The sequence below is a fragment of the Micromonospora sp. KC721 genome (genome assembly GCF_004348355.1).
In the GTDB taxonomy this organism is placed as follows: Bacteria; Actinomycetota; Actinomycetes; order Mycobacteriales; family Micromonosporaceae; genus Micromonospora.
This window is the reverse complement of record NZ_SMJY01000079.1, coordinates 1-24,508: the sequence shown is the minus strand read 5'-3', so window position 1 is coordinate 24,508 and position 24,508 is coordinate 1. Positions and strand designations below refer to the sequence as shown.

Annotated in this window: 21 protein-coding genes; 10 read left to right on the top strand and 11 right to left on the bottom strand. The window is 71.7% G+C overall.

The annotated features are described in order from the left end of the window. The first annotated feature begins 54 nt into the window (after positions 1-54). The 4 genes from E1182_RS15600 (at position 55) to E1182_RS15585 (ending at position 4,906) form a co-directional block, all read left to right on the top strand. Positions 55-1,104, top strand: a complete 1,050-nt coding sequence (locus E1182_RS15600; protein ID WP_132265550.1) for a carbohydrate ABC transporter permease — start codon at positions 55-57, stop codon at positions 1,102-1,104. Position 1,105: 1 nt separating this feature from the next. Further along, positions 1,106-2,065 carry a carbohydrate ABC transporter permease gene (locus E1182_RS15595; protein WP_132265548.1) on the top strand — a complete coding sequence of 320 codons (960 nt, stop codon included), beginning with the start codon at positions 1,106-1,108 and terminating at the stop codon, positions 2,063-2,065. A gap of 64 nt (positions 2,066-2,129) precedes the next feature. Continuing rightward, complete coding sequence (locus E1182_RS15590) at positions 2,130-3,194, top strand: LacI family DNA-binding transcriptional regulator (RefSeq protein WP_132265546.1); 1,065 nt, start codon at positions 2,130-2,132, stop codon at positions 3,192-3,194. A 17-nt stretch (positions 3,195-3,211) separates the two neighbouring features. Then, positions 3,212-4,906 carry a glycoside hydrolase family 13 protein gene (locus E1182_RS15585; protein ID WP_207921409.1) on the top strand — a complete coding sequence of 565 codons (1,695 nt, stop codon included), beginning with the start codon at positions 3,212-3,214 and terminating at the stop codon, positions 4,904-4,906. A gap of 121 nt (positions 4,907-5,027) precedes the next feature. Here E1182_RS15585 and E1182_RS15580 read toward each other — a convergent pair whose 3' ends face one another. After that, positions 5,028-6,440, bottom strand: a complete 1,413-nt coding sequence (locus tag E1182_RS15580; RefSeq protein ID WP_132265544.1) for an MFS transporter — start codon at positions 6,438-6,440, stop codon at positions 5,028-5,030. A gap of 159 nt (positions 6,441-6,599) precedes the next feature. Between E1182_RS15580 and E1182_RS15575 the strand changes: the two genes are divergently transcribed. Then, positions 6,600-7,832, top strand: coding sequence for an ROK family protein (locus tag E1182_RS15575; RefSeq protein ID WP_243706227.1), 1,233 nt, complete (start codon positions 6,600-6,602; stop codon positions 7,830-7,832). 53 nt (positions 7,833-7,885) lie between these two features. Here E1182_RS15575 and E1182_RS15570 read toward each other — a convergent pair whose 3' ends face one another. The 9 genes from E1182_RS15570 to E1182_RS15530 all read right to left on the bottom strand — a co-directional run bounded on the left by E1182_RS15570 (position 7,886) and on the right by E1182_RS15530 (position 18,832). Continuing rightward, entirely contained in the window at positions 7,886-8,386 is a 501-nt protein-coding gene (locus E1182_RS15570) for a MarR family winged helix-turn-helix transcriptional regulator (protein ID WP_132265554.1), read from the bottom strand. A gap of 224 nt (positions 8,387-8,610) precedes the next feature. Further along, the gene (locus E1182_RS15565; protein ID WP_132265539.1) at positions 8,611-10,095 is read right to left on the bottom strand and encodes a sugar transferase; all 1,485 of its coding nucleotides are present in this window, start codon (positions 10,093-10,095) and stop codon (positions 8,611-8,613) included. Positions 10,096-10,296: 201 nt separating this feature from the next. Continuing rightward, positions 10,297-12,036 carry a substrate-binding domain-containing protein gene (locus E1182_RS15560; protein ID WP_207921408.1) on the bottom strand — a complete coding sequence of 580 codons (1,740 nt, stop codon included), beginning with the start codon at positions 12,034-12,036 and terminating at the stop codon, positions 10,297-10,299. A gap of 164 nt (positions 12,037-12,200) precedes the next feature. Then, complete coding sequence (locus E1182_RS15555; protein WP_207921407.1) at positions 12,201-13,226, bottom strand: lactonase family protein; 1,026 nt, start codon at positions 13,224-13,226, stop codon at positions 12,201-12,203. A gap of 176 nt (positions 13,227-13,402) precedes the next feature. After that, positions 13,403-14,005 carry an ATP/GTP-binding protein gene (locus E1182_RS15550; RefSeq protein WP_132265533.1) on the bottom strand — a complete coding sequence of 201 codons (603 nt, stop codon included), beginning with the start codon at positions 14,003-14,005 and terminating at the stop codon, positions 13,403-13,405. Further along, entirely contained in the window at positions 13,986-14,366 is a 381-nt protein-coding gene (locus E1182_RS15545) for a DUF742 domain-containing protein (RefSeq protein ID WP_132265531.1), read from the bottom strand. The genes E1182_RS15550 and E1182_RS15545 overlap by 20 nt, the downstream gene beginning before the upstream one ends. Then, on the bottom strand, positions 14,356-14,778 hold the full coding sequence (locus E1182_RS15540) for a roadblock/LC7 domain-containing protein (RefSeq protein ID WP_132265528.1): 423 nt from the start codon (positions 14,776-14,778) through the stop codon (positions 14,356-14,358). Before E1182_RS15540 ends, E1182_RS15545 begins: the two co-directional genes overlap by 11 nt. Further along, positions 14,778-17,111, bottom strand: a complete 2,334-nt coding sequence (locus E1182_RS15535) for a nitrate- and nitrite sensing domain-containing protein (RefSeq protein ID WP_132265552.1) — start codon at positions 17,109-17,111, stop codon at positions 14,778-14,780. Before E1182_RS15535 ends, E1182_RS15540 begins: the two co-directional genes overlap by 1 nt. A 230-nt stretch (positions 17,112-17,341) precedes the next feature. Beyond that, a complete protein-coding gene (locus tag E1182_RS15530) occupies positions 17,342-18,832 on the bottom strand; it encodes a catalase (protein ID WP_132265525.1) in 1,491 nt (496 codons plus the stop codon). A gap of 221 nt (positions 18,833-19,053) precedes the next feature. On the opposite strand from E1182_RS15530, the gene E1182_RS15525 reads away from it, so the two are divergent. From E1182_RS15525 to E1182_RS15505, 5 genes are all read left to right on the top strand, one after another. Beyond that, the gene (locus E1182_RS15525) at positions 19,054-19,647 is read left to right on the top strand and encodes a hypothetical protein (protein WP_132265522.1); all 594 of its coding nucleotides are present in this window, start codon (positions 19,054-19,056) and stop codon (positions 19,645-19,647) included. Between the two features lie 11 nt (positions 19,648-19,658). Continuing rightward, a complete protein-coding gene (locus tag E1182_RS15520) occupies positions 19,659-20,504 on the top strand; it encodes a hypothetical protein (protein ID WP_132265520.1) in 846 nt (281 codons plus the stop codon). A 124-nt stretch (positions 20,505-20,628) separates the two neighbouring features. After that, a complete protein-coding gene (locus E1182_RS15515; RefSeq protein ID WP_132265518.1) occupies positions 20,629-22,287 on the top strand; it encodes a sodium:solute symporter family protein in 1,659 nt (552 codons plus the stop codon). Between the two features lie 62 nt (positions 22,288-22,349). Further along, on the top strand, positions 22,350-22,655 hold the full coding sequence (locus E1182_RS15510) for a hypothetical protein (RefSeq protein WP_132265516.1): 306 nt from the start codon (positions 22,350-22,352) through the stop codon (positions 22,653-22,655). Positions 22,656-22,726: 71 nt separating this feature from the next. Continuing rightward, complete coding sequence (locus tag E1182_RS15505) at positions 22,727-23,098, top strand: hypothetical protein (RefSeq protein ID WP_132265514.1); 372 nt, start codon at positions 22,727-22,729, stop codon at positions 23,096-23,098. A 119-nt stretch (positions 23,099-23,217) separates the two neighbouring features. Here E1182_RS15505 and E1182_RS15500 read toward each other — a convergent pair. Beyond that, a partial coding sequence (locus E1182_RS15500) for a glycoside hydrolase family 6 protein (RefSeq protein ID WP_132265512.1) occupies positions 23,218-24,508 on the bottom strand: 1,291 nt, incomplete at its 5' end.

Here is a 24,508-nt window from a genome sequence, read left to right as displayed (position 1 = left end):
GGCCCCTCGGGGCCGGGCCGCCGGTCCACAAACCAAACCCTTGAAGGAGGGTCGATGGAGTTCGACTTCATCGCAGAAGGGGACAAGTTCCTCATGCTGGGGTACGGGCTGCTCGCCTTCGTCGCGGTGGTGGGCGGCCTGCTCCTGCTTCTCGACGTGGTGCCGTCCTGGTTCGCCCGCCGCCACGAGGCCAAGCTCGTCGCCGCCTCGGCGAGCGGCGCCCCGCTGCCCCGCCGGCCGAAGCAGCAGGAAGGGTTGTTCGCCCTGTTCTTCCTGCTGCCGACGCTGCTGCTGCTCGCCGTCGGTCTGGTCGGGCCGGCGATCCGCACCACCCTGCTCTCCTTCATGGACGCCGGCAGCAACGACTGGGTGGGGCTGCGCAACTACGGCTGGATGTTCTCCGATCCCGCCATCCTCCGGGTCCTGACCAACACCCTGGTCTGGGTGATCCTGGTCCCGCTGGTGGCCACCTCGTTCGGCCTCGTCTACGCGGTGCTGGTGGACAAGGTCCGGTTCGAGGCGGTGGCCAAGTCCCTGATCTTCCTGCCGATGGCGATCTCGTTCGTCGGCGCCAGCATCATCTGGAAGTTCGTCTACGCGTACCGGAGCGATGAGCAGCAACAGATCGGTCTGCTCAACCAGATCGTGGTCAGTCTCGGCGGCGAGCCGAAGTTCTTCCTCCAGGAGAGCCCGCTCAACACGCTGCTGCTCATCGTGATCATGGTGTGGATCCAGGCCGGCTTCGCGATGGTGGTGCTCTCCGCCGCCATCAAGGCGATCCCGGCGGACATCGTGGAGGCCGCCCGCCTCGACGGCGTCAGCCCATGGCAGATGTTCTGGCAGATCACCATGCCGAACATCCGGCCGGCGCTGATCGTGGTGGTGGTGACGCTGTCGATCGCCACGCTCAAGGTCTTCGACATCGTCCGCACCGCGACCAACGGCAACTACGACACCAGCGTGATCGCCAACGAGATGTACAACCAGGCGTTCCGGTACGGCCAGAACGGGCAGGGCTCGGCACTGGCGGTCTTCCTGTTCGTCCTGGTCATCCCGATCGTGATCTACCAGATCCGCAACCTGCGTCAGCAGCGGGAGGGCTGAGATGACCACCGCCACGCCCACCGTCGGCGCCGGCGCCCAGGCGACCGGGGCAACCACCACCGCCAGCCGGGTCCGCAAGCGGCTGAACAGCCGGACCGCGACCGTCGTATCCATCGTGATCGCCGTGCTCTGGACGGTGCCCACCTTCGGCCTCTTCATTTCCTCGTTTCGCCCCGAAGACCAGATCAAGACCACCGGCTGGTGGACCGCGTTCACCGATCCCCAGTTCACGCTGGAGAACTACCAGCAGGTGCTGTTCGGCTCCGGGTCGTCCGGGCGCCTGATCAGCTACTTCATCAACTCGTTGGCGATCACCATCCCGTCGGTGCTCTTTCCGATCGCCTTCGCCTCGCTGGCCGCGTACGCGCTGGCCTGGATCAACTTCCGGGGACGGGACTGGCTCTACATCGCGATCTTCGCCCTGCAGATCGTGCCGCTGCAGATGGCCCTGGTGCCGCTGCTGAAGTTCTTCTCCACCGGCGTCACGATCGCGGGCGTCCAGGTGCTGCCCGCCTGGAATCTGGTGGACGAGCAGAAGTTCGCCCAGGTGTGGTTCGCGCACACCTGCTTCGCCCTGCCGTTCGCGGTGTTCCTGCTGCACAACTTCATCTCGCAGCTGCCCGGGGACCTGATGGAGGCGGCCCGGGTCGACGGGGCCAGCCACCCCAGGATCTTCCGTACCATCGTCCTGCCGTTGATCACCCCGGCCCTGGCGGCCTTCGGTATCTTCCAGTTCCTCTGGGTCTGGAACGACCTGCTGGTGGCGCTGATCTTCGCGGGCGGTGGCAACGAGACCGCCCCGCTCACCGTCCGGCTGGCCGAATTGGCCGGCAGCCGGGGCAACGAGTGGCAGCGGCTCACCGCGGGCGCGTTCGTCTCGATCGTCGTACCGCTGATCGTGTTCCTGTCCCTGCAGCGCTACTTCGTACGCGGCCTGCTCGCCGGTAGCGTCAAGGGCTGACGGCGCACCGCCGCCGCCCGCCGTGTTGGGCGGCGGCGGTGCCGTCGTGACGTAAGGGAACACCATGACCAGGATTGATGATGTGGCCCGGCTCGCCGGGGTTTCCACCGCCACCGTCTCCCGGGCGCTGCGCGGGCTGCCGACGGTCTCCGCAGCGACCCGCCAGCGGGTGCTCGCCGCCGCCGAGAAGTTGGAGTACGCGGTCTCGCCGAGCGCCTCCCGGCTGGCCGGTGGCCGGACCGGAACGGTGGCCGTGGTGGCCCCCCGGCTCACCCGGTGGTTCTTCGCCACCGTCGTCGAGGCCATCGAGGAGTTCCTCCACGAGGCCGGGTACGACCTGCTGCTGTACAACCTGGGCGGCCGGGAGCAGGTCCGCCAGCGGGTACTGCGCACCGCCAACCTGCACAAGCGCGCGGACGCGATCATGCTGGTCGCCACCCCGCTGGGGCCGGCCGACCTGACCGCGCTGGCTCAGTTGGACCTGCCCGGGATCACCATCAGCTCCGGTGGGGACGTACCGGGCTGGCCGTGCGTCCGCATCGACGACGTGGCCGCCGCCCGGACCGCCACCCGGCACCTGCTCGACCTGGGGCACCGCCGGATCGCGCACATCTCCGGTGACCCGGACGACGAGCTCGCCTTCACCACCCACCTGGACCGCCGCCGCGGCTACCGTGAGGCGCTGCGCGCGGCGGGCGTCGTTCCGGACCCGAGCCTCGACGTCGAGTCCACGTTCTCCCTCGCCGGTGGCGCCCGGGCCACCGCCGAGTTGCTCGCCCGGGGCGAACCGCCCACCGCGATCTTCGCCTCCTGCGACGAGATGGCGATGGGTGCGCTCAGCGCCCTGCGCGACGCCGGCCTGCGGGTTCCGCAGGACGTCAGCGTGATCGGCATCGACGACCACGACCTCGCCGGCGTGCTGGGGTTGAGCACCATCGCCCAGCCCGCCGCCGAGCAGGGCCGGCTCGCCGCCCGGCTGCTGCTCGACCCGCTCGGCGCGTACCACGGCGAGCCGTACCCGGGACCGGCACCGGCACCACCTACCGACGCCGACGGCACGACCCGCCCGGTGATCCTGCCCACTCGGCTCGTGGTGCGGGAGTCGACCGCCCCACCCCGGGCACACTGAACGGAATCGACCCACCCATGGCTCGAGACAGGGAGCACGCTCTGAACACCGACGCGATCCAGCAGGAACAGCCCGCCGGACCGGCCACCGGGTGGTGGACCGAGGCCGTCATCTACCAGATCTACCCGCGTTCGTTCGCCGACTCCGACGGCGACGGCATGGGTGACCTGCCGGGCATCACCGCGCGACTCGGCCACCTCGTCGAGTTGGGGATCGACGCGGTCTGGTTGTCGCCGTTCTACCCGTCGCCACAGGCCGACGCGGGGTACGACGTGGCCGACTACCGGGACGTCGACCCGTTGTTCGGAAAGCTGTCGGACGCCGACCGGCTGATCGGCGAGGCGCACGGCCGTGGGCTCAAGGTCATCGTCGACCTGGTGCCGAACCACACCTCTTGCGCCCACCGCTGGTTCACCGAGGCGTTGGCCGCCCCGCCGGGCAGCCCGGAGCGGGCCCGCTACATCTTCCGCGACGGCCTGGGCCCCGACGGCGACCAGCCGCCGAACGACTGGCAGAGCGTGTTCGGCGGCCCGGCCTGGACCCGGGTCACCGAGCCGGACGGGCGCCCCGGCCAGTGGTACCTGCACCTGTTCGACACCGGTCAGCCCGACCTGAACTGGGACAATCCGCAGGTCCGGGCGGAGTTCCTGGACGTGCTGCGGTTCTGGCTGGACCGGGGGGTGGACGGCTTCCGGGTGGACGTGGCGCACGGCCTGATCAAGCAGGCCGACCTGGCCAACTGGGAGGAGCCGCAGGAGATCCTCTCCGGCCAGGAGGCGGCCAAGCCCCGGCCCCCGATGTGGGACCAGGACGGCGTGCACGAGATCTACCGCGAGTGGCGCCGGCTGCTCGAGAAGTACTCCGGCGAGCGGGTCCTGGTCGCCGAGGCCTGGGTGGAGCCGGCCGAGCGGCTGGCCCGCTACGTCCGCCCGGACGAGATGCACCAGGCGTTCAACTTCGAGTACCTACTCGCGGCGTGGACCGCGCCCGCCCAGTACGCGGTGATCACGCGCTCCCTGGAGGCCACCGACGCGGTCGGCGCACCGACGACCTGGGTGCTGTCCAACCACGACGTGGTCCGGCACGCGTCCCGGCTGGGCCTGACCGCCGACGGCGGCCGGCACAACGGCATCGGGGTCGGCGACCCGCAGCCGGACGCCGCGCTGGGGCTGCGTCGGGCCCGGGCGGCCAGCCTGCTGATGCTGGCGCTGCCCGGCTCCGCCTACCTGTACCAGGGCGAGGAGTTGGGGCTGCCGGAGCACACCACGCTGCCGGACGAGGCCCGGCAGGATCCGACCTGGCAGCGCAGCGGGCACACCCAGCGTGGCCGGGACGGCTGCCGGGTGCCGATCCCGTGGGAGGCCGACGCGCCGTCGTACGGGTTCGGGCCGACCGACGCGAGCTGGCTGCCGCAGCCGTCGTCCTGGGCGGAGTACGCCCTGGACCGGCAGCGCGGCGTGCCCGGCTCGACGTACGAGATGTACCGCACCGCGTTGCGGCTGCGCCGCGAGCACGGGCTGGGCCGGGGGCCGCTGGAGTGGCTCTCCACCGGTGACCAGGTGCTGGCGTTCCGCAACCGGGGGCTGATCGTGATGACCAACTTCGGCGCCGCGCCGGTGCCCGCGCCGGGCGGCGAGGTGCTGCACAGCAGCGCACCCCTCGACGCCGACGGCCGCATCCCCACCGACGTCACCGTCTGGCTCCGCCCCTGACCCACCTCCCCGCGTTCCCGCATTGGTCATGAAGTTGGCGGCGCTGTGGATCTCTTCCACTGCCGCCAACTTCGTGATCGCCGGAGTCGCCGCCGGGGTCGGGGTTGGAGTTGGGCGGGTGTCACAGGTGGTCGGCGCGGGAGTGCAGCAGCGTACGCATCGAGTGGATGTCCTCGGGTGAGGTGCGGGCGGCGAGCCAGTACATCAGCCCGGTGGGGATGAAGAAGAGCTGAAAGGCGGCCAGCCCGACGGCGTAGTTCAACGGCGGCGGGAACGCCGCCCGCAGACCGTCGAAGGCCGCCCCGACCAGCCCGTTACCGGCCGCCCGGCCGACTCCGTTGACCAGGTTGCCCAGGCTGTACACCGTGCCCCGATGCTCCGGCGGGTTCACGTCGGCGATCAGGGCGAACCAGTTCGGCGAGTTCGCCGAGGTCAGGGCCAGGGCCACCACGGCGGTGAGCAGGCTCAGCCCGACCGTCGGCTCGGTCAGTACGCTGGCCAGCACCGCGCTCACCACCGCCGCGGAGCTGCCGCCGTCCGGCACGTCGATCCGGATCGGCACCAGGAACAGGACCAGATAGAACGGCAGGGCCGCGAGCACCCCCGCCGCCGCGACCAGGGCCCGCCCCCGGGGCGTACGCCGTTGCAGCGCGTCGCCGACGAGGCCACCCACGATCGAGAGCACCCCGCCGAGCTGGAACAGGGTCGCGAAGAGGCTGCCCACCAGCACCGCGGTGACCGCCGAGTAGCCCTGCTCCCGGGCCCGCTGCTCGAACAGCACCGGCAGCCAGACCAACGACCCGAACGCCGCCTGCGCGGTCAGGCCCTGCAGGATCAGCCAGCGGTTGGTCCGCCGGGCCAGGATCCGGGGCAGGTCGGCACGGCTGATCCGGTGGTCGTACTCGCCGCCGGCGTCCATCGCCCGGGCCAGTTCCGGCTCGCTCTGGCCCCGCCGCACGTCGTAGGTGAACAGGTACGCGACGGTGGCCGCCATGCCGACCACGGTCACCGCCAGGAACGGGCGTCGCCAGTCGGTACTGCCGAGGATGCCGCCGGTGAGCGTGCCGACGAGCGTGCCCACCCCCTGCGACAGGCCCCAGAAGCTCATCACCAACCCCCGGCGACGCGGCGAGATCAGGTCGGTGACCACGGAGAACCCGACCGAACCGACCGCGCCCAGCCCGACCGCGGCCAGCAGTTGGGCGGCCAGAAACACCGGATAGTCCGGGGCAAGACCGCTGGCGCCGGTGCCGGCGGCCCAGATCAGCGTGCCGACCATGAGCAGCGGTTTCCGATCCGCCCGGTCACCCACGTACGCCCAGGCCACCGCCGCGACCGCGCTGACCAGGAAACTCGCTGCGGTGACCAGCCCGAGCAGGCCCTTTGGTACGCCCAGCGCGCCGGAGATCGACCCGTACAGCGGGGGAACCAGGCCGATCGCCACGTTGTCCAGTGAGGCGAGCACCACGAACACCACGACGCTGTAGAACCGGTGCGCCGCGTTCCCGCGCCGGGAGATCCTGGTGCCCGCCATGACCGGCAGCAAACCAGGTCCGGATCACGACCGGATGACCGGGTCTGCCCGGGTCCGGCCGGCGGGTTCGCGGTGTGCAGGTTCGAGCCTCCGGTCGGTGGTGTCGTCCCTATTTGTTCAGTGGTTGGATTAAAGGGGGCGGTGTGGCATTGTCAAGCGGTGACCAGTGCCAACATCGCCGGGGCGGTCCGCCAGGGCAGCCTGCGCGAACTCAACCTCGCCGTGGTGCTGGGGCGGATCGCCGCCGCCGACCGTCCACCCTCCCGGGCCGCGATCGCCGCCGACACCGGCCTCACCCGGGCCACCGTCTCGGCGGTGGTCGACGACCTGATCGCCGGCCGGATGGTCGCCGAGGTCGATCCCGAGCCACGCACGGGGGCGGGGCGGCCCGCCCGTGGGTTGCGGCTCGCCGCCGACGGGCCCGCCGGGCTCGGGCTGGAGATCAACGTCGACTATCTGGCCGCCTGCGTCGTCGACCTGACCGGCACCGTCCGCCATCACGAGGTACGCCGGGCCGACCTGCGTCCCGTCTCCCCCACCGAGGCGCTGGTCCGCCTGGTGGAGCTGGCCGGGCGGGCCCGCGCCGCGGCCGACCGGCTGGGGATCACCCTGGCCGGCGCCACCCTGGCCGTGCCAGGGCTTGTCGACGCCCACGGGCTGGTCCGCCTCGCCCCCAACCTCGGCTGGCGCGACGTGGACGTCCCCGCCCTGCTCGCCGGCCATCCACCGCTCACCGGCACGGTGGACGGGGTGCCGGCGCTGACCGTCGACAACGAGGCGAACCTGGCCGCTCTCGGCGAGCTGCACGCCGTGCCCGGCACCAGTAGTTTCCTGCACGTCTCGGGGGAGATCGGCATCGGCGCCGGGATCGTTCTGGACGGCACCCTCTTCCGGGGCGCCCGAGGCTGGAGCGGTGAGCTGGGTCACGTGCCGGTCGACCCGGCCGGGCCGGGATGCCGCTGCGGCGGCCGGGGTTGCCTGGAGACGTACGCCGGTCAGGAGGCCATCCTCGGCGCGGCCGGCCTCTCGGGCGCGGACCTGCCGGCCGACACCGCCGCCCGCCGGTTGGCCGACCTCGCCGCCGCGGGCGATCCGGCGACCCGCGCCGCGCTGCGCGCGGCCGGTACCGCCCTCGGTGTCGCCGTCGCGGGCGTGGTGAACCTGCTCGATTTGGACACCGTGGTCCTCGGCGGCGGGTACGCGACCCTCGCCCGCTGGCTGCGCCCGCCCGTCGCCACCGAGCTGACCGCCCGGGTACTGACCGCCGCCTGGTCCCCCGTCTCGGTCCGCGCCGCCGCGCTCGGGGCGGAGTCCGCGGTGGTCGGCGGTGCCGGTGCGGTGGTCCGCCAGATCGTCGCCCGACCGTCCGGTTGGCTCGGCCGCCGGCAGTGACCCGGTGACCGTCTCGCGGCCATCCGGTCATGATCGCGGCCAAACCGGGGGTGTCAGAGGCGCCGGACGCCCCGCTCTGCCGCGACGCGGAACGAGGGACGAGCGGGCGTCGGCCGCCCGTCCGTCGGCTCCGTCGGTCCCTCACACTGCCGGGCCACCCGGTCGAACTCGCGGATGCCGCGCAGCAGTTCCTCCCGTCCCTGGCCGCTCATGCCGGCGAGCACCTCGGCCAGCCGCCGCCGGCGGTCCTGCCGCAACTCGGTGAGGAGCCGCCGCGCCTGCCCAGTCAGATGCAGGGCGATCTCACGCCGGTCCAGGCGGCCCGGCTCGCGTTTCAGCATCCCGGCCGCGACCAGCCGGTCACACAGCCGGCTCGCCGAGGAGAGCAGCATGTCCAACCGGGACGCGAGCCGGCGGAGATTGATCCCGTCGTGCCGCTCCACCACCATGACCGCCCGCAGCTGCGCGTCCGACAGCGGGCTGGCCGTCTGCTCCCGCGCGGTCTCCCACACGGCCAGCAGGGCGCCGGCCGCGGCGTCCAGCTCGGCGGCCATACTCACGAGTGGTCCGGCAGAACCGCTGTCATCTGCCATGGTGGGGCCGAGCGTACCCCCACCGTAGGGCCGTCGGGCCTGGTCAGAAGGAGTGACGATGATGCGCGGACCGGACGACCGGGCCCGACAGGTGCTGATCGGGGCACCGGTCGACCCCGCTGCCGGACCGACCCGCGCCCCGACCGGTACCCGCGCCGCCCCGACCGCGCCCGGAACACCCGCGCTCAGTACGCCCCGCGACGGCGCAGCACCGCGCCGAAGGTTTTCCAGAGGATGGTCAGGTCGGCGGCGAGCGACCAGTTCTCCACGTAGTACAGGTCCAGCCGGATGCCGTCCTCCCAGCTCAGGTCGGATCGGCCGCTGACCTGCCAGAGCCCGGTCATGCCCGGCTTCACCAGCAGGCGGCGGGCCACGTCGCCGTCGTACCGGGCCACCTCGGACGGCAGCGGCGGTCGCGGGCCGACCAGGCTCATCTGCCCGAGTAGCACGTTGACCAGTTGGGGCAGCTCGTCCAGGGACCACTTGCGCAACCACCGGCCGACCCGGGTCACCCGGGGGTCGTCGCGCATCTTGAACAACAACCCGTCGGTCTCGTTACGAGCGGCCAGCTCGGCCAGGAGCTGATCGGCGTTCACCACCATGGTGCGGAACTTGAGCACCGCGAACTCGCGCCCGCCCTGCCCGACCCGGGTCTGCCGGAACAGCACCGGCCCTCGGCTGTCCAGCCGGATGGCCAGTGCGATCACCGCGAGAGACGGCAGGGCCAACAGCAGCGCCACCGCGGCGAGGGTACGGTCGGCGAGTTCCTTGACCAGCTTGCGGGCACCCCGGAACTCGGGGGCCTCGACGTGGATCAGGGGCAGGCCGGCGACCGGCCGGGTGTGGATACGGGGCCCCGCGACGTCGGTCAACGCCGGCGCCACCACCAGATCGATCCCGGTGCCCTCCAACTGCCAGCCCAGCCGGCGCAACCGGGTCGCGGTCAGCTCGCCGGAGGCGGTCACCGCCACAGTGTCCGCCCCGATCGCCGCCGCCGCCTCGGGCACCCCCCGCAGCGAGCCCACCACCGGCACGTCGCTGAGCCGCTGCGGCACCGGCGCGAGCAGCGCGTCGGGGATGCAGGCGCCGACCACCTGGTAGCCGGCGTACGGCTCCCGGCGCAGGGTGTGCACAAGTTCCAGCACGTGCGCGGTGTCGCCGACGACCAGCACCCGGCGGGACCAGCCGGCACCCTGGTACCGGGCCCGGTGCAGCCGCTTGCGGGCGGCGAACCGGGTGACCACCAGGGCCGCCGTGCCGAAGGCGAAGGAGATGGCGAGGAAGCCACGGGAGACGCCGACGTCGGCGATGTAGCCGGCGATCGCGATGCCACCGGCGAGCCGCAGGCTGGCCGCGCTGACCCGCCGGTACTCGTCGGCGCCGTAGCCGAGTACCCGGTCGTCGTAGCAGCGCATCACCTTGAGCGAGACCAGCCAGGCGAGCACCAGACCCGGGGCCACCAGGACGTAGGGGATCTCCGAACCGACCGGCGTCCGGTCACCGAAGCGGGCGGCGTACCCGGCCAGCACGGCGAGGCAGAGAACGGTGGTGTCGAGGACGACCAGGAGCCGCACGTACGCCCGCTGGTCGGCCCGGGCGACCGGCCCGGCGCTGCGGGTGGTCGGCACCGACGACGTCGGGGTGGGCGTGGACAAGGTTGCCGAACTCACCGGGCCCTCCCCTCATCGTGCGAGTCGGCTCCGGCCCGCCGTTGCCCTTTGGGCGGCAGCGACGCCGGAGCGTTTCCGACATCTTGCCTCAGCACGATGATTACCGATCACCTCGGACGCATAGCCGTCAGTTTTCCCTGGTCACCAGGCATGGACCGCCGTACCGGAGGCTCCGGTGCGGCGGTCCATGCCGTGCTGGACTCAGCGCGGCGCGTTCGGGCGCAGCGCGATCGCCTTGAGGAAGATGTCACCGATCTTGGTCGGGTCCTCGGTGACGAAGGTCCCGCCACCGGTGATATTGGTGATCGACTGGAGTTCGGCCTTGGAGACGCCGTTGCCGATACCGATGATGACCACCTGCACCGGACGCTCCGGGTCCGCCAACTCCTTCAGCTCGCTGAGCAGCTTGGCCTGCGAGATGCCGTTGTCGTCCTCGTTCTTGCCGTCGGTGAAGAGCACCACCGAGTTGACCCGGCCCGGCTCCCAGTCCTGCTGGACCCTCTTGTACGCCTCGAGCATCGTGTCGTACAGGCCGGTGTTGCCGTCGGACGGCCGGACGAAGCCCAGCCCCTGCTCCAGCTTGCTCCGGTTGCTCGACAGCGGATTGATCGGCACGATCTCCCGCCAGTCCCGGGAGCCCACGAGGTTGGTGGAGAACGTCCACAGGCCGATCGACCAGGTGTCGTCGAACAGGCTCAGGCCACGGCTGGCCGCCGCCACGGTCACCTGGGCACGGCTGGCGTTGTTGGCGGAGGGCACCTCCGTCTTCATGGAGCCGGAGACGTCGATGACGCAGAGCATCCGACCGGACTGCGTCGCGATGGACCAGCCGGAGACCGCACGGTCTATCGCGACCGGATCCAGGCCACCCGCGGCGCCGACACCGGCCGGCGGGACGGTGGACTGGCCGCCGGCCGGGCTCGGGGCGCCCTGCAGCGCCCTGAAGCCCTCACCCCAGTTGCCGTCCGGGGCGCGCAGCGACTGGGCGGCCAGCCGGTTTTTGAAACCCTGGGTGGTGAGCAGTTCGTAGAGGACCCGGGCGGCCGAGGCCTTCGACGGCTCGATGCCGGGCAGCACCGCGTACGGGTAGTCCAGCGGCATCGGCGACGGCTCCAGGTAGAGCGCGGCCAGCGGGATCGGCGGCTTGGTGTTGTTGTACGCCATGACGTCCTCCTCGGACAGCGCGGCTGCGGAGAGCGCGCTGGCGATGGACGCCGGGTCGTTGGAGCGCGGGAACCGGGCGAGCAAATCCTGCCGCAGCGCCGAGCGACCGGTGGCCAGGGCCCGCAGGGCGCCGGTGGTGGCCTTCTGCGCGTCCCCGCCGGAGGCGCTGGCGGCGGCGGTCAGGGAGAGCAGGCCGGACAGGCCGGCGGCATCCCGGGTCGGTTCGACGATCCCGGCACGCAACGGCTTGTCGCTGCTGACCGCCCGGAGCAGGTCGGTCCAACTGAGCTTCTCGTCCGGCCAGCCGAGACGGGAGGCGACCGGCTCCGGCATGGCCACCACGATGGGGCTGCGGGCGATCGACGCGCCGTTGCCCGGGGCGAACGCGGTGGCGCCGTTGTTCTTCAGCCGCAGCAGCCAGGTGGAGGAGTCCGGGATCCAGACGTCCGGGGTGACCGCCGTGCCACTGGCCTGGCCCACGCCGGCGAGGGTGGCGCCGTGCTTGCCGGCGACCGCAGCGGCCACCTCGACCGAGTCGGCAGAGGCGACGGTGACCGCGATACAGGTTCCGCCGACCGCTGCGCCGTCCTTGACCCACTGGTCGGCGGCGTCACCGACCGCCGGCGCCAGTTCCGGCGTGGCGGCCACGGTGAGCTGAATCTCCCCCGAGCAGGACGGACCGGCCAGCTGCTGGTACCCGAACCAGGTTCCGGCGACCACGACGGCGAGCGCGGTCGCCACGGCTGCGGCTCCTGCTCCACGGACACTTGAACGCATGCGATGGCGGCCAGACACGCCGACCATCTTGCGCAGGTCGGGCGCTTACCGCCATAACCGTTCGGACGAAAGTTACTGAGGAGAAACAGTTGATCACCATTTCACCACAGTGAGTAGTCAGTCCGTTCCCAGACGTGGATTTTTCGCCCGCAGCGGCGCCCGCTTCACGGCAGGATACACGTGGGGCTCGACACTCCGACCGGCTCGCCGAGCGGATCCGGCACCCCCGAGCCGGGATCCACGTGGAACACCCGCACCATGTCGGCCCGCTCGTCGGCGACGTAGAGGTGTTCGCCGACCAGCGCGAAATGCCGCGGCCACTCCCCGCCGGTCGCCACCTCCGCCACCAGCCGCGGCAGCTCACCGTCGAGCGCGAAGACCGCCACCGTGCCGACCCCGCGGTTGCCGACGTACAGGAAACGCCCGTCCGGACCGACGGCGATCTCCGAGGGCTGGACATGCCCGGCCCGGCCGCTGGCCTCGACTCGCCCCCGCTGGTGCAGCGCCCCGTCCGCGGTCAACTCGTACGCGGTGACGGTCGCGTCGAGTTCGCCCGCCACCCAGCAGCGCCGCCCGTCGGGGTGCCGGGCCAGGTGACGCGGGCCGCTGCCGGGAGCGGTACGCGCCCGGGGTGTGCGGGGCACCAGCCGGCCCGTGGCCAGGTCGTAGCGGTAGATCGAGTCGGTGCCGAGGTCGACCGCGAGCAGCGGACCGGTGCCCGGGTCCGGGGAGACCATGTGGCAGTGCGCCTGCTCCTGGCGGTGCGGGTCCGGGCCGTGGCCGTCGTGTCGGACGAGGTCGCTACGCTCCCCCGGCACCCCCCGGTCGTCGAGCGGAAGGACCGCGACGCTGCCGCCGCCGTAGTTGGCGACGAAGAGGTGCCCGCCGTCCGGGGCGACCGCCAGATGGCAAGGCTCGGCGCCCCCGGTCGCCCGGACGGCCAGCGGAGTCAGTTCGCCCCGCTGCCCCACTGCGAAGGCGCTGACCCGGCCCTCGGGCAGCTCGTTCACCGCGTACAGCACCGGCCGGGCCGGGTGCCGGGCGAGGAAGGAGGGCGAATCGGTGACCGCCACCGTGCCGAGCGGCGTCAACTCTCCCGAGGTCGGGTCGCGCCGGGCGGCCACGATGCCGTCCCCCCGTCCTCCGCTGGCCGCCGTGTAACCACCGATGTGGACGATGTCACTGGCCACCGCTGCTCCCTCCACCGTTGCTGCCGGTCCCACCCGAGCTTTCCCGCCGGACGCGCCCGGCAGGCCCCTTTCCTCAGATCCCGCCCGCGCGGCCGCCGAGGTCGGGGGCGACCGGCCGGCAACCAGGGGTACGACGGGCCGCGGCGGGACGATCCGCCGGCCACCCCGATCCGGGATCAGGCCACCGGAACCGGTTCGCCCCGCTGCCGGGCCACGTGCTCGACCAGGGAGATCAGCACCATCTTCGCGGACTGACGGTCCCGCGCGTCGCAGCGCACCACCGGCACCTGCGGGTCGATGTCCAACGCCTGCCGGACCGCCTCGGTGCCGAACTGACGGGCCCCGTCGAAGTGGTTCACTCCGACCACGAACGGGATGCCCCGCTGCTCGAAGTAGTCGATCGAGGGGAAGCAGTCGGCGAGCCGGCGGGTGTCGGCGAGCACCACCGCACCCAGCGCCCCGAAGGCCAGCTCGTCCCAGAGGAACCAGAACCGGTCCTGGCCCGGCGTGCCGAAGAGGTAGACCTGCAGATCCTCGGTGATGGTGATCCGGCCGAAGTCCATCGCCACAGTGGTGGTGGTCTTCCCCTCCACCCCCGAGAGATCGTCGGTGCCGATGCTGACGCTGGTCAGCACCTCCTCGGTCTGCAGGGGGCGCACCTCGCTCAGGGCGCTCACCAACGTCGTCTTGCCTGCGCCGAAGCCACCGGCGACGAGGATCTTGAGAGCCAGCGGCAACCGGGCCCCGGAGGAGTCCCGGTCAGAGCGCACGTAGTCCACTGACCACCGCCTTGAGGATGTCGTTGTCGGGAAGTGCGGCGGCCGGCGGCTCGTGCACCGAGACCAGCCCCCGGGCGAGCAGGTCGCCGAGAAGAACGCGGACGACGCCCACGGCGAGGTCCAGGTCGGCGGCGAGGTCCGCCACCGCGACCGGACGCCGGGCCAGTTCGACCAGACGCCGGTGTTCGGGCTGCAACGCCGGCCGGCCGGCGGGATCACCGTTCGCCAACACGAACGCGACCAGGTCGTACCCGTCGACGGCCGGGCGTACCCGACCACCGGTCAGGGTGTACGGCCGGACCACCGGACCAGCATCGCCGTCCAACCACTCGTGTTGAGGGCCCGGCGGCTCAGCTCGCATCGACGTCTCCTGCCGCCGTCCGAGCCGGCGCGGTCAGGTTCTCGCCGACCCGGATCACCAGCCGCGCCATCTCGTACGCCACGAAACCGATGTCCGCGTCGGCCTCGCAGACCACGGCCAGGCAGGTGCCCTGACCGGCGGCCGTGACGAACAGGTAGGCGGATTCCATCTCCACCACCGTCTGTCGCACGCCGCCGGCGTCCAGGTGCCGGCTGGCGCCCTTGGCCAGGCTGGAGAAGCCGGAGGCCAGGGCGCAGAGGTGTTCGGCGTCGGCGGTGTCCATGCCGCTGGACGCCCCGAGCAGCAGGCCGTCGGCGGAGAGCACCACCGCCTCCAGGGCGGGGGGCACCCGCTCCACCAGTTCGTCCAGCAACCAGCCGAGGTCGGCGCTCTGCCTCGTCGTGTGCACCACTAGGCGTCCCTCTCACTCGCGGTCGGGGATTCGGGCGCCGCCGCCGGCTCGGCCGGCGACGGGGGCGGCTCAGCGGCCCAGGGGCCGTCGGTGGCCGCCGGCTCGGCCGCGTCCGGCGGCAACGGGTGCAGCGTGCCGCCCTCCCGCCGGCCTCGCGCGGTGCCGGCCTGCAGCGCGGACATCTGCCGGCGTACCTCCTCGGGCGAACGCGGCGTCGGGGCCTCCGGGGCTTGCGACCGGGGACGGGCGGCGGGCCCACGCCGGCGGACCCGGCGGGGCAGGCCGTCGCCGTCCGGGGCGGTCTGCACCGTGGAGGTGCGCGTCGGCGCGAACGGCAGCACGGTCTGGTCGGGGCGTTCCCGGGTGCGCCGGGCAGGCCGGGGCCGGATCGGGGCGCCCAGCCGACTGACCGGAACGCTCGGGCGGGCCACCGGCACCGGCGGGCCGGGTGGCTCGTCGGTGATCAGGTCGGCCGGCACGAGCACCACGGCGGTCAGCCCACCGAGCTGCTCGGCGCGGAGGGTGACCAGAACGCCGTGCCGGGCGGCGAGGCGGGCCACCACGAAGAGTCCGAGTCGGGCGCTGTCGGCCGGGTCGAAGTCGGGTGGATCCGTCAGGCGGCGGTTGGCCTCCTCGACCGCGCCCGGTGACATCCCCAGCCCGCGGTCGGTGATCTCGACGACGTACCCCTTGGGCACCTGCTGGCCAACGATCTGCACCCGGGTATCCGGCGCGGAGAAGGCGGTGGCGTTCTCGATCAGCTCGGCGAGCAGGTGGGTCACGTCGGCGACGGCCCGGCCCTCCACCCCGGCGGGCGGTAGCTCTCCGACGTCCACCCGGTCGTACGCCTCGACCTCGGAGACCGCGCCGCGGACCACGTCCAGCACGGCGACCGGCTGTCGCCACCCCCGTCCGGGGACCGCCCCGGCGAGGATGACCAGGTCCTCGGCGTGCCGGCGGAGTCGGGTGGCGAGATGGTCGACCCGGAACAGGTCGGCCAGCTCGTCCGGGTCCTCGGTGCGCCGCTCCATTCCGTCGAGCAGGGCGAGCTGCCGGTGCACCAGGCCCTGGCTGCGGCGGGCGAGATTGAGGAACACCTCGTTGAGGCCCCGACGCAGGGTGACCTCGTCGACGGCGGCGCTGACCGCGGTGCGCCGGACCTCGTTGAAGGCGCGTCCGACGTCGCCGATCTCGTCGGCGCCGTACTCCAGCGGCGGCGCCTCGCGCGCCACGTCGACCTGTTCGCCCCGGCGTAGCCGGGCCACCACGTCGGGAAGCCGGTGCTCGGCCATCTCCAGGGCGGCGGCCCGCACGCCGGTGAGCCGGCGGACCAGCGTACGCCCGACCCGCAGCGCGACCAGGATCGACGCCACGACCGCCAGCAGCCCGAGCACCCCGGCGGCAGCGAGCCGGACCAGGATGGTGACGGCCACTGGCACGGTGCGTTCGGCCAGCGCGTCGCCCTGGCGCACCTCGAAGTCGTGCAGCTGTTGCCGTACGGCCTCGTAGCTGGTCAGCCACGCGCGGCCGTCCACCGGCGGACGCGCCGACGGGTCGGCGCGCAGCAGGGTCTGCTGCATGGCGCGCAGCCGGACGAACTCCTCCCCGGTCAGCAGCCCCTGGTAGGCGGTCCGGTCTTCGGCGGGAAGGTCGGCGACGGCCGTCTCGGCGAGGAACCGTTCGTTGCCGACGGTCTGCGCCAGCCGCAGGTGCTCCCCTCCGGCGAACCGGCCGTCGGTGATCGCCCCGGCCACCAGCGCGTCGGTCTCGCTGAGCAGCTCACGGGCCCGGCCGAGGTTGATGATCGCCAATGCCTGCCGGGTCAGCTCCGGTTCGGGCCCGTGGGCGATGGCGTGGAATGCCTGGAAGGTCATCTCGATGACGCCGGTGTAGAGGGCGTTCGCGTCGCCCCGGTCGACCTGCCGGCGGTCGATGAGAGCGCGCCCGGTCGGCAACGCGTCGAGGGCGGCGGCCAGCCTGTCCAAGCGATCACCGAGCAGGTCGCCGCCGGCGTCGCGCAGTCGCTCCGCGCCGATGCGCCGGCGCAGCTCCGCCACCGCGCTGTCGGTGCGCCGCCGCTGCTCGGCCAGGGCCGGCAGCGACGTCGTGCCGGCGAGCTGGACCGCCGAGAGCCGCCGTTCGTGTTGCAACTCCAGAACGGCCGCCCCGCCGGGACGACCGAGATCCTCGAGGAAGGTACGCGAGGCGAGCAGGTCGAGTGCGGGGCCGAGGGTGAGCGTGGTGGTGAAGATCCAGAGTGCCACCAGGGCAGCGACCGGGGTCACGACCAGTGCGGTCAGCTTGGCGCGGATCGACCAGTCGTGGGTGTCCATTGAGTCCTCGCCCGAAGGGATGGCAGCGGTGGCGCCGGCACCGGCCGGGCAGAACCCGGCCACGGCGCCGGGCACCGACACGGGCGCCTTGGGCAGGATACGTAATCGGGGCGCGGAGCACTACCGGTCGACAACCGCCCCGTTGCGCTCCGCTGTGGATGCCGGTGGGCCCGCCGGACCCCCCGCCAGACGCCCGGCCGGCGCCATCGGGGCGCCGGCCGGGACGAAGCTCAGGCGGGGACCGAAAGACCGAGACCCTCGGCGACCCGGCGGCCGTATTCCTCGTCGCACTGGCTGAAGTGCCAGACCATCTTTTCCTGGATGTGCTTGTCGCACTGGGACAGGTTGGTCACCAGGTTGAGGATGAGGTCGTCACGCTCCCAGTCGGCCATTTCGCGGTACCGCCGGCCAGCCTGGGAGTAGTTGTCCTGCCGCTCGATCGGGGCCTTCACGACCTGACCCGAGACGAAGGGACGGTACTCCCGGTAGGACTCGTCCGCCTCGCGCAGCCCGGCCAGCGAGGACGGCTCGAAGTTGATGTGCGGGTTGGCACCCCGGTTGTCCACCCCGTACGACATCGCGCCGCCGGTCTGGTTGGTGCTGACCACCACGTCCTCGCGGGGCCGGTTGACCGGCAGCTGAAGGTAGTTCGGACCGACCCGGTAGCGCTGGGTGTCCGAGTAGGAGAAGGTGCGACCGACCAGCATCTTGTCGTCGGAGAAGTCGATGCCGTCGACCAGCACACCGGTGCCGAAGGCGATCTGCTCGTTCTCGTTGTGGTGGTCGGTGATGTTCCGGTTGAGAGTCATCATTCCGACAGGGAGGTACGGGAAGTCCTCCTCCGGCCAGATCTTGGTGTCGTCGAGCGGGTCGAAGTCCAACTCCGGGTGCTCGTCGTCGCTCATGATCTGGACGTTGAGCTCCCACTGCGGGTACTCGCCGCGCTCGATGGCCTCGTAGAGGTCCTTCGAGGCGTGGCCGAGCTCCTTGGCCTGGATCTCCTGTGCCTGCGCCTCGGTGAGGTTGTGCTCACCCTGCTGGGAGAGCCAGTGGAACTTGACCAGCACGCCCTCGCCGTCGGCGTTGACCAGCCGGTACGTGTTCACCCCGGAGCCGCGCATCGTGCGGTAGTTCTTCGGGATGCCGTACGGGCTGAACAGCCAGGTCAGCATGTGCATGGCCTCGGGTGTGTTCGACATGAAGTCGAAGATCCGGTTGGGTTCCTGGCGGAAGGTCACCGGGTCCGGCTTCAACGCGTGGATCACATCCGGGAACTTGATCGCGTCGCGGATGAAGAAGACCTGGAGGTTGTTGCCGACCATGTCCCAGTTGCCGTCCTCGGTGCGGAACTTGACCGCGAAGCCGCGCGGGTCGCGGGCCGCCTCGGAGGAGTCCCGGCCGCCGATGACGGTGGAGAACCGGATGGTGACCGGCGTCTTCTTGCCCCTGGTCTGGAAGAGCTTGGCCCGGGTGTACGTCGACGCCGGCTGGTCGCCGATCGTGCCGTACGCCTCGAACTCGCCGTGCGCGACGAAGCCGCGGGCGTGCACCACCCGCTCGGGGATCCGCTCCCGGTCGAAGTGGCTGATCTTCTCCAGGAAGTGGTAGTTCTCCAGTGTCGCCGGGCCGCGCGAGCCGACCGTGCGCTGCTGCTGGTTGTTGTGGACCGGGTGGCCCTGGCGGGTGGTGAGGATGGGCTTGTTGTCGATCTGTTCGCTCATCGCTGTCCTCCTGATCGGTTCTGGCGGTGGGGGCGACGCGCCGGGGTGCCCTGTGGCGCACTCCCGGGCTCGATCGGCATCACCCCACCCAAGCGCGTTCTCTGGAACGAGTCAACTTTTGCCCGTGTCGATCGGGCGGCCGGCTGAGCGGCAGGAAAATCGACCGGATCGGGATTGGCGATCACCGGACGGAGGGAATACCAGGGGGCGAAGGAGGAGCCATGTCGCCCACGCAGGTAATCGTTGTGGTGCTCGCCGTGCTGGTGGTCGCGGCGCTGGTCGCCGCGGCCGTCGTGGCCGGCCGACGCCGCACGCTCAAGCACCGCTTCGGCCCCGAGTACGACCGGCTCGTCGCGGAACGGGACAACCGTACCGCCGCGGAACGGGAGCTGCGCGAGCGGGAACGCCGGCACGCCGAACTCGAACTCACTCCGCTGGACCCGCCTGCCCGTGCCAGGTACGCCGCCGCCTGGGAGGAACTCCAGGTGCGTTTCGTCGACTCCCCGGCCGAGACGGTCGGTGACGCCGACGAACTGGTCAGTCGGCTCATCGCGGAACGGGGTTACCCCACCGGGGACTTCCCGGAGCAGATCGCCCACCTCTCCGTCGAGCACGCCCGCACCCTCACCCACTACCGGGACGCGCACGAGATCCGGCTCCGCAACGAGCGGGGCGAGGCCAGCACCGAGGAGCTACGCCAGGCCCTCGTGCACTACCGGACCCTCTTCGCCGACCTGCTCGGCGAGGAGCCGGTCGGGCAGCAACCGCCGGCGCAGCGCCGACCGGACAGCCCGCACGACGTCACCAGCCGCTGAGGAGATCCGCCATGCGCCAGGAAGAGCAGCAGGCCAACCAGGAGCACCCGGAGGCGGTGCGGTCCGCGCCGGTGCCCGTTCCACCCACCGCCGACGCGACCGCGCACCGGGACCGCAACGGCCTCCGCCCGTACCAGGGGCGGGAGCGTGACGGCGACGACGACGGCGACCGACCGGAGTTCCACGACCCGGCCCCGCTGCCGACCGTCTTCGGCGCGGCCACGGTGGGCGACGCGGTCGCCGCCTCGGCACTGGCCAGCGGGCGTCCGGAGGACGAACGGGACGCCCGGCAGGAGGACACCGCGCTGCCCGGCGACGGGGCACCGGGACGGACCGATCCGTTCGACGACGAGCGGGCCGACCCGACGGCCGCCGACCGCATCCACGACCGCGACCGCTGGGAGGCCACCCACCCCGACGTCGTGACCGCAACCGCAGCCGGCCCGGACGGCGTGCGGCGCGACGGCGACGCGCCGGCCGCCGGATACGGCAGCGCCGTGCCGACGATGGTCGACCCGGACGCCGGGACGACGGCAGCGGACCCGGTGACGGCCGCCGCCGGGGCGACCGGGGCGAACGTCCCGACGCACGCGGCGACCCTGTTCGAGGCGGACGCGGCGCAGGCGTTCCGGGACCGTTGGCGGGAGGTCCAGCTCCGCTTCGTGGACGACCCCCGGGCGGCGGTCGGCGAGGCACAGGCACTGGTCGAGGAGGCCATCGAGGCGCTCTCGGCCGCGCTCTCCGCGCAGAAGCAGCGGATCGGCGACTGGCGGGACGCCGGCTCGGCCGACACCGAGCAGCTGCGGGTGGCGGTCCGCCAGTACCGGGATTTCCTGGACCGGGTCCTCGGTCGCTGACCGCGCTGTCGGGGCACCCCGGTCGCACATCGACCGGGGTGCCCGCGCGTGTGCCGTACGTCGCGCGTGGAAAGCCGATCATCGGGGTAGTAGCTCGCCCACGTACACGACGAAGGGTGGGGGAATGGACGGTGGCGGCCTCCGGCTGAGCATGAACGGGCTGGACTACGGAATTCTCGCGCTCTATTTCGTCACCGTGCTCGGTGTCGGTTTCGCCGCCCGCCGGGCCATCCGGACCAGTGTCGACTTCTTTCTCTCCGGGCGTTCGCTGCCGGCCTGGGTGACCGGGCTGGCCTTCGTCTCGGCGAACCTCGGCGCGCTGGAGATCATCGGGATGGCCGCCAACGGCGCCCAGTACGGCATGATGACCCTGCACTACTACTGGATCGGCGCCGTCCCGGCGATGGTCTTTCTCGGCATCGTGATGATGCCCTTCTACTACGGCTCCCGGGTCCGCAGCGTCCCCGAGTACCTGCGGCTGCGCTTCAACCGGCCGACCCACCTGCTCAACGCGATCAGCTTCGCGGTGGCCCAGGTGCTCATCGCCGGGGTCAACCTGTACGCGCTGGCGCTGATCATGCAGGCGTTGCTCGGCTGGCCGCTGTGGGTCGCGATCGTGGTCGGCGCGGTGATCGTGCTGGCGTACATCACCGTCGGCGGGCTCTCCGGCGCGATCTACAACGAGGTGCTCCAGTTCTTCGTGATCATCGCCGGTCTGGTGCCGATCACCGTGATCGGCCTGGTCAAGGTCGGCGGCGTGAGCGGCCTGATGGACGCCGTCCGCGAGTCCCGGCTCGGCGAGGCCGGCCTGCACGCCTGGCAGGGCACCGGCAGCACCGACAACCCGCTGGGCGCGCACTGGATCGGCATCGTCTTCGGTCTCGGTTTCGTGCTCTCCTTCGGTTACTGGACCACCAACTTCGCCGAGGTGCAGCGGGCCCTGTCGGCGCGGAACATGAGCGCCGCCCGGCGGACCCCGATCATCGCCGCCTACCCGAAGCTGCTGATCCCGGCGGTCACCATCATCCCGGGCCTGATCGCCATGGTCACCGTGCAGGGGCTGGGCGCCAGCGAGGGCGATCTGGTCTACAACAACGCGATTCCGCTGCTGATGCGCGACCTGCTCCCCAACGGGGTGCTCGGGATCGCGGTGACCGGTCTGGTCGCCTCGTTCATGGCCGGCATGGCGGCCAACGTCAGCGGCTTCAACACCGTCTTCACGTACGACATCTGGCAGGCGTACGTGCGCCGCGACGGCTCGGACGAGTACTACGTCCGGGTGGGCCGGCTCGCCACCGTCGGCGGCGTGTTGGTCGGCATCGGCACGGCGTTCATCGCGGCCGGATTCAGCAACATCATGAACTACATCCAGGCGCTCTTCTCGCTGTTCAACGCCCCGCTGTTCGCGACCTTCATCATCGGCATGTTCTGGAAGCGGATGAGCCCGCTGGCCGGTTTCTGGTCGCTGCTGTCCGGCACCCTGGCCGCGCTCGCCACGTACCTGCTCTACAAGGGCGGGGTGCTGCACTTCAACTCCGACCTGGAGGAGAGCTTCTGGGGGGCGGGCATCGCCTTCGCCACGGTCGCCGTGGTGGCCGCGGTCGTCACCCCGCTGACCCGCCCCAAGCCCGACGACGAACTCCAGGGCCTGGTCTACGGCATGGGCGGGGTGGACCTGAAGGGCGACGTGCTGGCCGGCGACCGGGTCTGGTGGCGCTCGCCGGTGCTGCTCGGCGCGATCGTCCTGGTCCTGGCCGTGGTCCTGTACATCCCGGTCTTCTGAGGCCACATCCCGCTCTTCTGACGCCGGTCCCCCGGCGGCGACACGAGAGGAAGGTCGACTCCATGGAACAGCACAGCGAGCGGTCGCAGGATCCGCTGGTCGAGGAGACCGAGGCGGAGCGGGCGAGGTCCGCGGCGTCCCGGCTGTTCGACATCCGCCGGGTGATCGGTGGCCTGTTCGTCGTGTACGGCGTGCTCGTCGGCCTGGTCGGCCTCTTCGACGGGCAGCCGGAGATCGACAAGGCGCAGGGTCTGCGGATCAACCTGTGGGCCGGTCTGCTGATGTTGCTCTTCGGGGTGGCCATGCTGGCCTGGCAGTGGCTCCGCCCGGTCGAGCCGCCCACCGTCGAGGAGGCCCAGGAGGTCTGATCCGCGCCGGCATGGGCCCGTCCCAGCGGGGTACGCGAGATCAGAGCGTCCTGGGACAGGAGGGCAGCACCATGACGGATCGTGACCCCAACCGCGGCCGGCCGCTGGAGGAGAGCCCCGAGGTGGCCGCCGCGGTCGACGACGAGACCACCGTGCCGCAGTTGGCCACCGACGGCGGCCCGGACCGCGACAATCCGGCCTTCACCGAACCGGGCGGCGGCACGGACGAACTGGTGGGCGACCCGTACGCGGCGGGCACTGGTGCGACCGGCACCGGCACCGGCGCGGCCCCGGACAACATCCGTACCGGGGCCGAGCAGCAGTGGGAGCCGGAGGATCTGGTGGCGGCCCGGGGGCAGGACCTGACCCCGGAGAACATCGAGCGGGCCCGCCGGGATCTGGCCGAGCTGGGGCCGGCGGCGATCGAGCGGACCGTCCCCTGAGTGGCGGTGCCACGGTGGGGGCCCCTGGCCCGACCGGGTGACCGGTCGGGCCAGGGGCCCGGGGGAACCTGCCGCGGCAGTGCCTCACTCCTGCCGCGGTAGGTAGGCCGTCCGCCGGGTCAGGAGAGCGGCGGGTAGGCGTTGCGCATCAGCTCGGCGAACTGCGCCGGGAACCAGGCACCCGAGATCGGGGCGTCCGGCAGGGCGCCGCTCATGTTGTAGCCGTTGCGGGCGTTGCCCTCGTAGGTCGGGTCGCACATCCGGTCGAAGCCCTTGCCCTCGGTGTTGGGGATCTCCTTGCTGGAGCCGTCCGACTCGCCCGGGGGCTTGACCCAGACGTAGGCGTCGATGCCGGGCTCCGGAGCCGCCTTGGGACGCTCGCCCAGACCCGCGCCGGCCTGGTTGCACCAGTTGCCGGTGTGGTGCCGCCGGTCGACCCGACCACCGTTGACGTAAGCGTCGACGCTGGTCATCGGGCCGGGGCCGGTCGGCCGGGCCGAGCCACCCCACCCGTTACGGGAGGTGTCGATCAGCATGCCGATCTTCTCGTCGAAGCCCTTGGTGACCAGTTCCCTGCGGAACGCCTGGGCGAAGGAGAGCTCGTCGACGTAGAAGTTCCAGTCGATCCACTTGGACTGCCGGACGGACGTCCCGCCCACGTTGTCGGTCACCTTGAAGTGCGGCTCCCGCAGGGCCGAGTAGTTCGCGGTGTTGACGATGAAGCCGTGCACGTTGGCCGGGGTGCTGCCGGACGCGCCGGCCGCCTCGCGCAGGATCTGCGCGGTCGGGCCGAAGTTGCTGTCCCAGCCGATCCAGCCGTGGTGCGCGGCGTCGATGTAGTTGTAGACGTTCGGAATCGCGCCCAGCTTGGCCAGGGCGTAGCCGACGCCGTTGACGTACGCGCCGTTGTTCTTGACCGTGTCGCACATGACCGTGCCGCCCGGGTTGCCGGAGGTGTTGGTCACCAGGTTCGGCAGCGAGTCGATCTCGACGACGTTGATGATCCGCAGGTTACGGTACTTCGCGTCACCCTGGATCGCGGCGATCGGGTCGATGTACTCGGCCTTGTAGCGGGGCAGCTCGTGGGCCTTCAACTCACCGTTGGAGGCGAGCGCCGAGCAGTCCCGGCCGGGCAGGTTGTAGATCACGATCTGGATGTAGTCGGCGCCCTGCCGCAGCGCCTCGTCCAGGTGGTCCCGCAGCCCCATGGCGCCGTTCGAGCTGCTGTCCGGCGTGCCGTTGATGGCGGCGATCCGGTCCAGCCAGACCGCGGTCGGGGTGTTCGAGACGCGGTTGCCGCCGGGCACCGACTCGGCCTTGGCCTTCCACTCCGGGTTCACGTACCCCTTGGCGTTCAGATACGGGTTGTCCACCCGCTGCCCCGGGATGGGCGGCGGGGTGGTGGGTGGC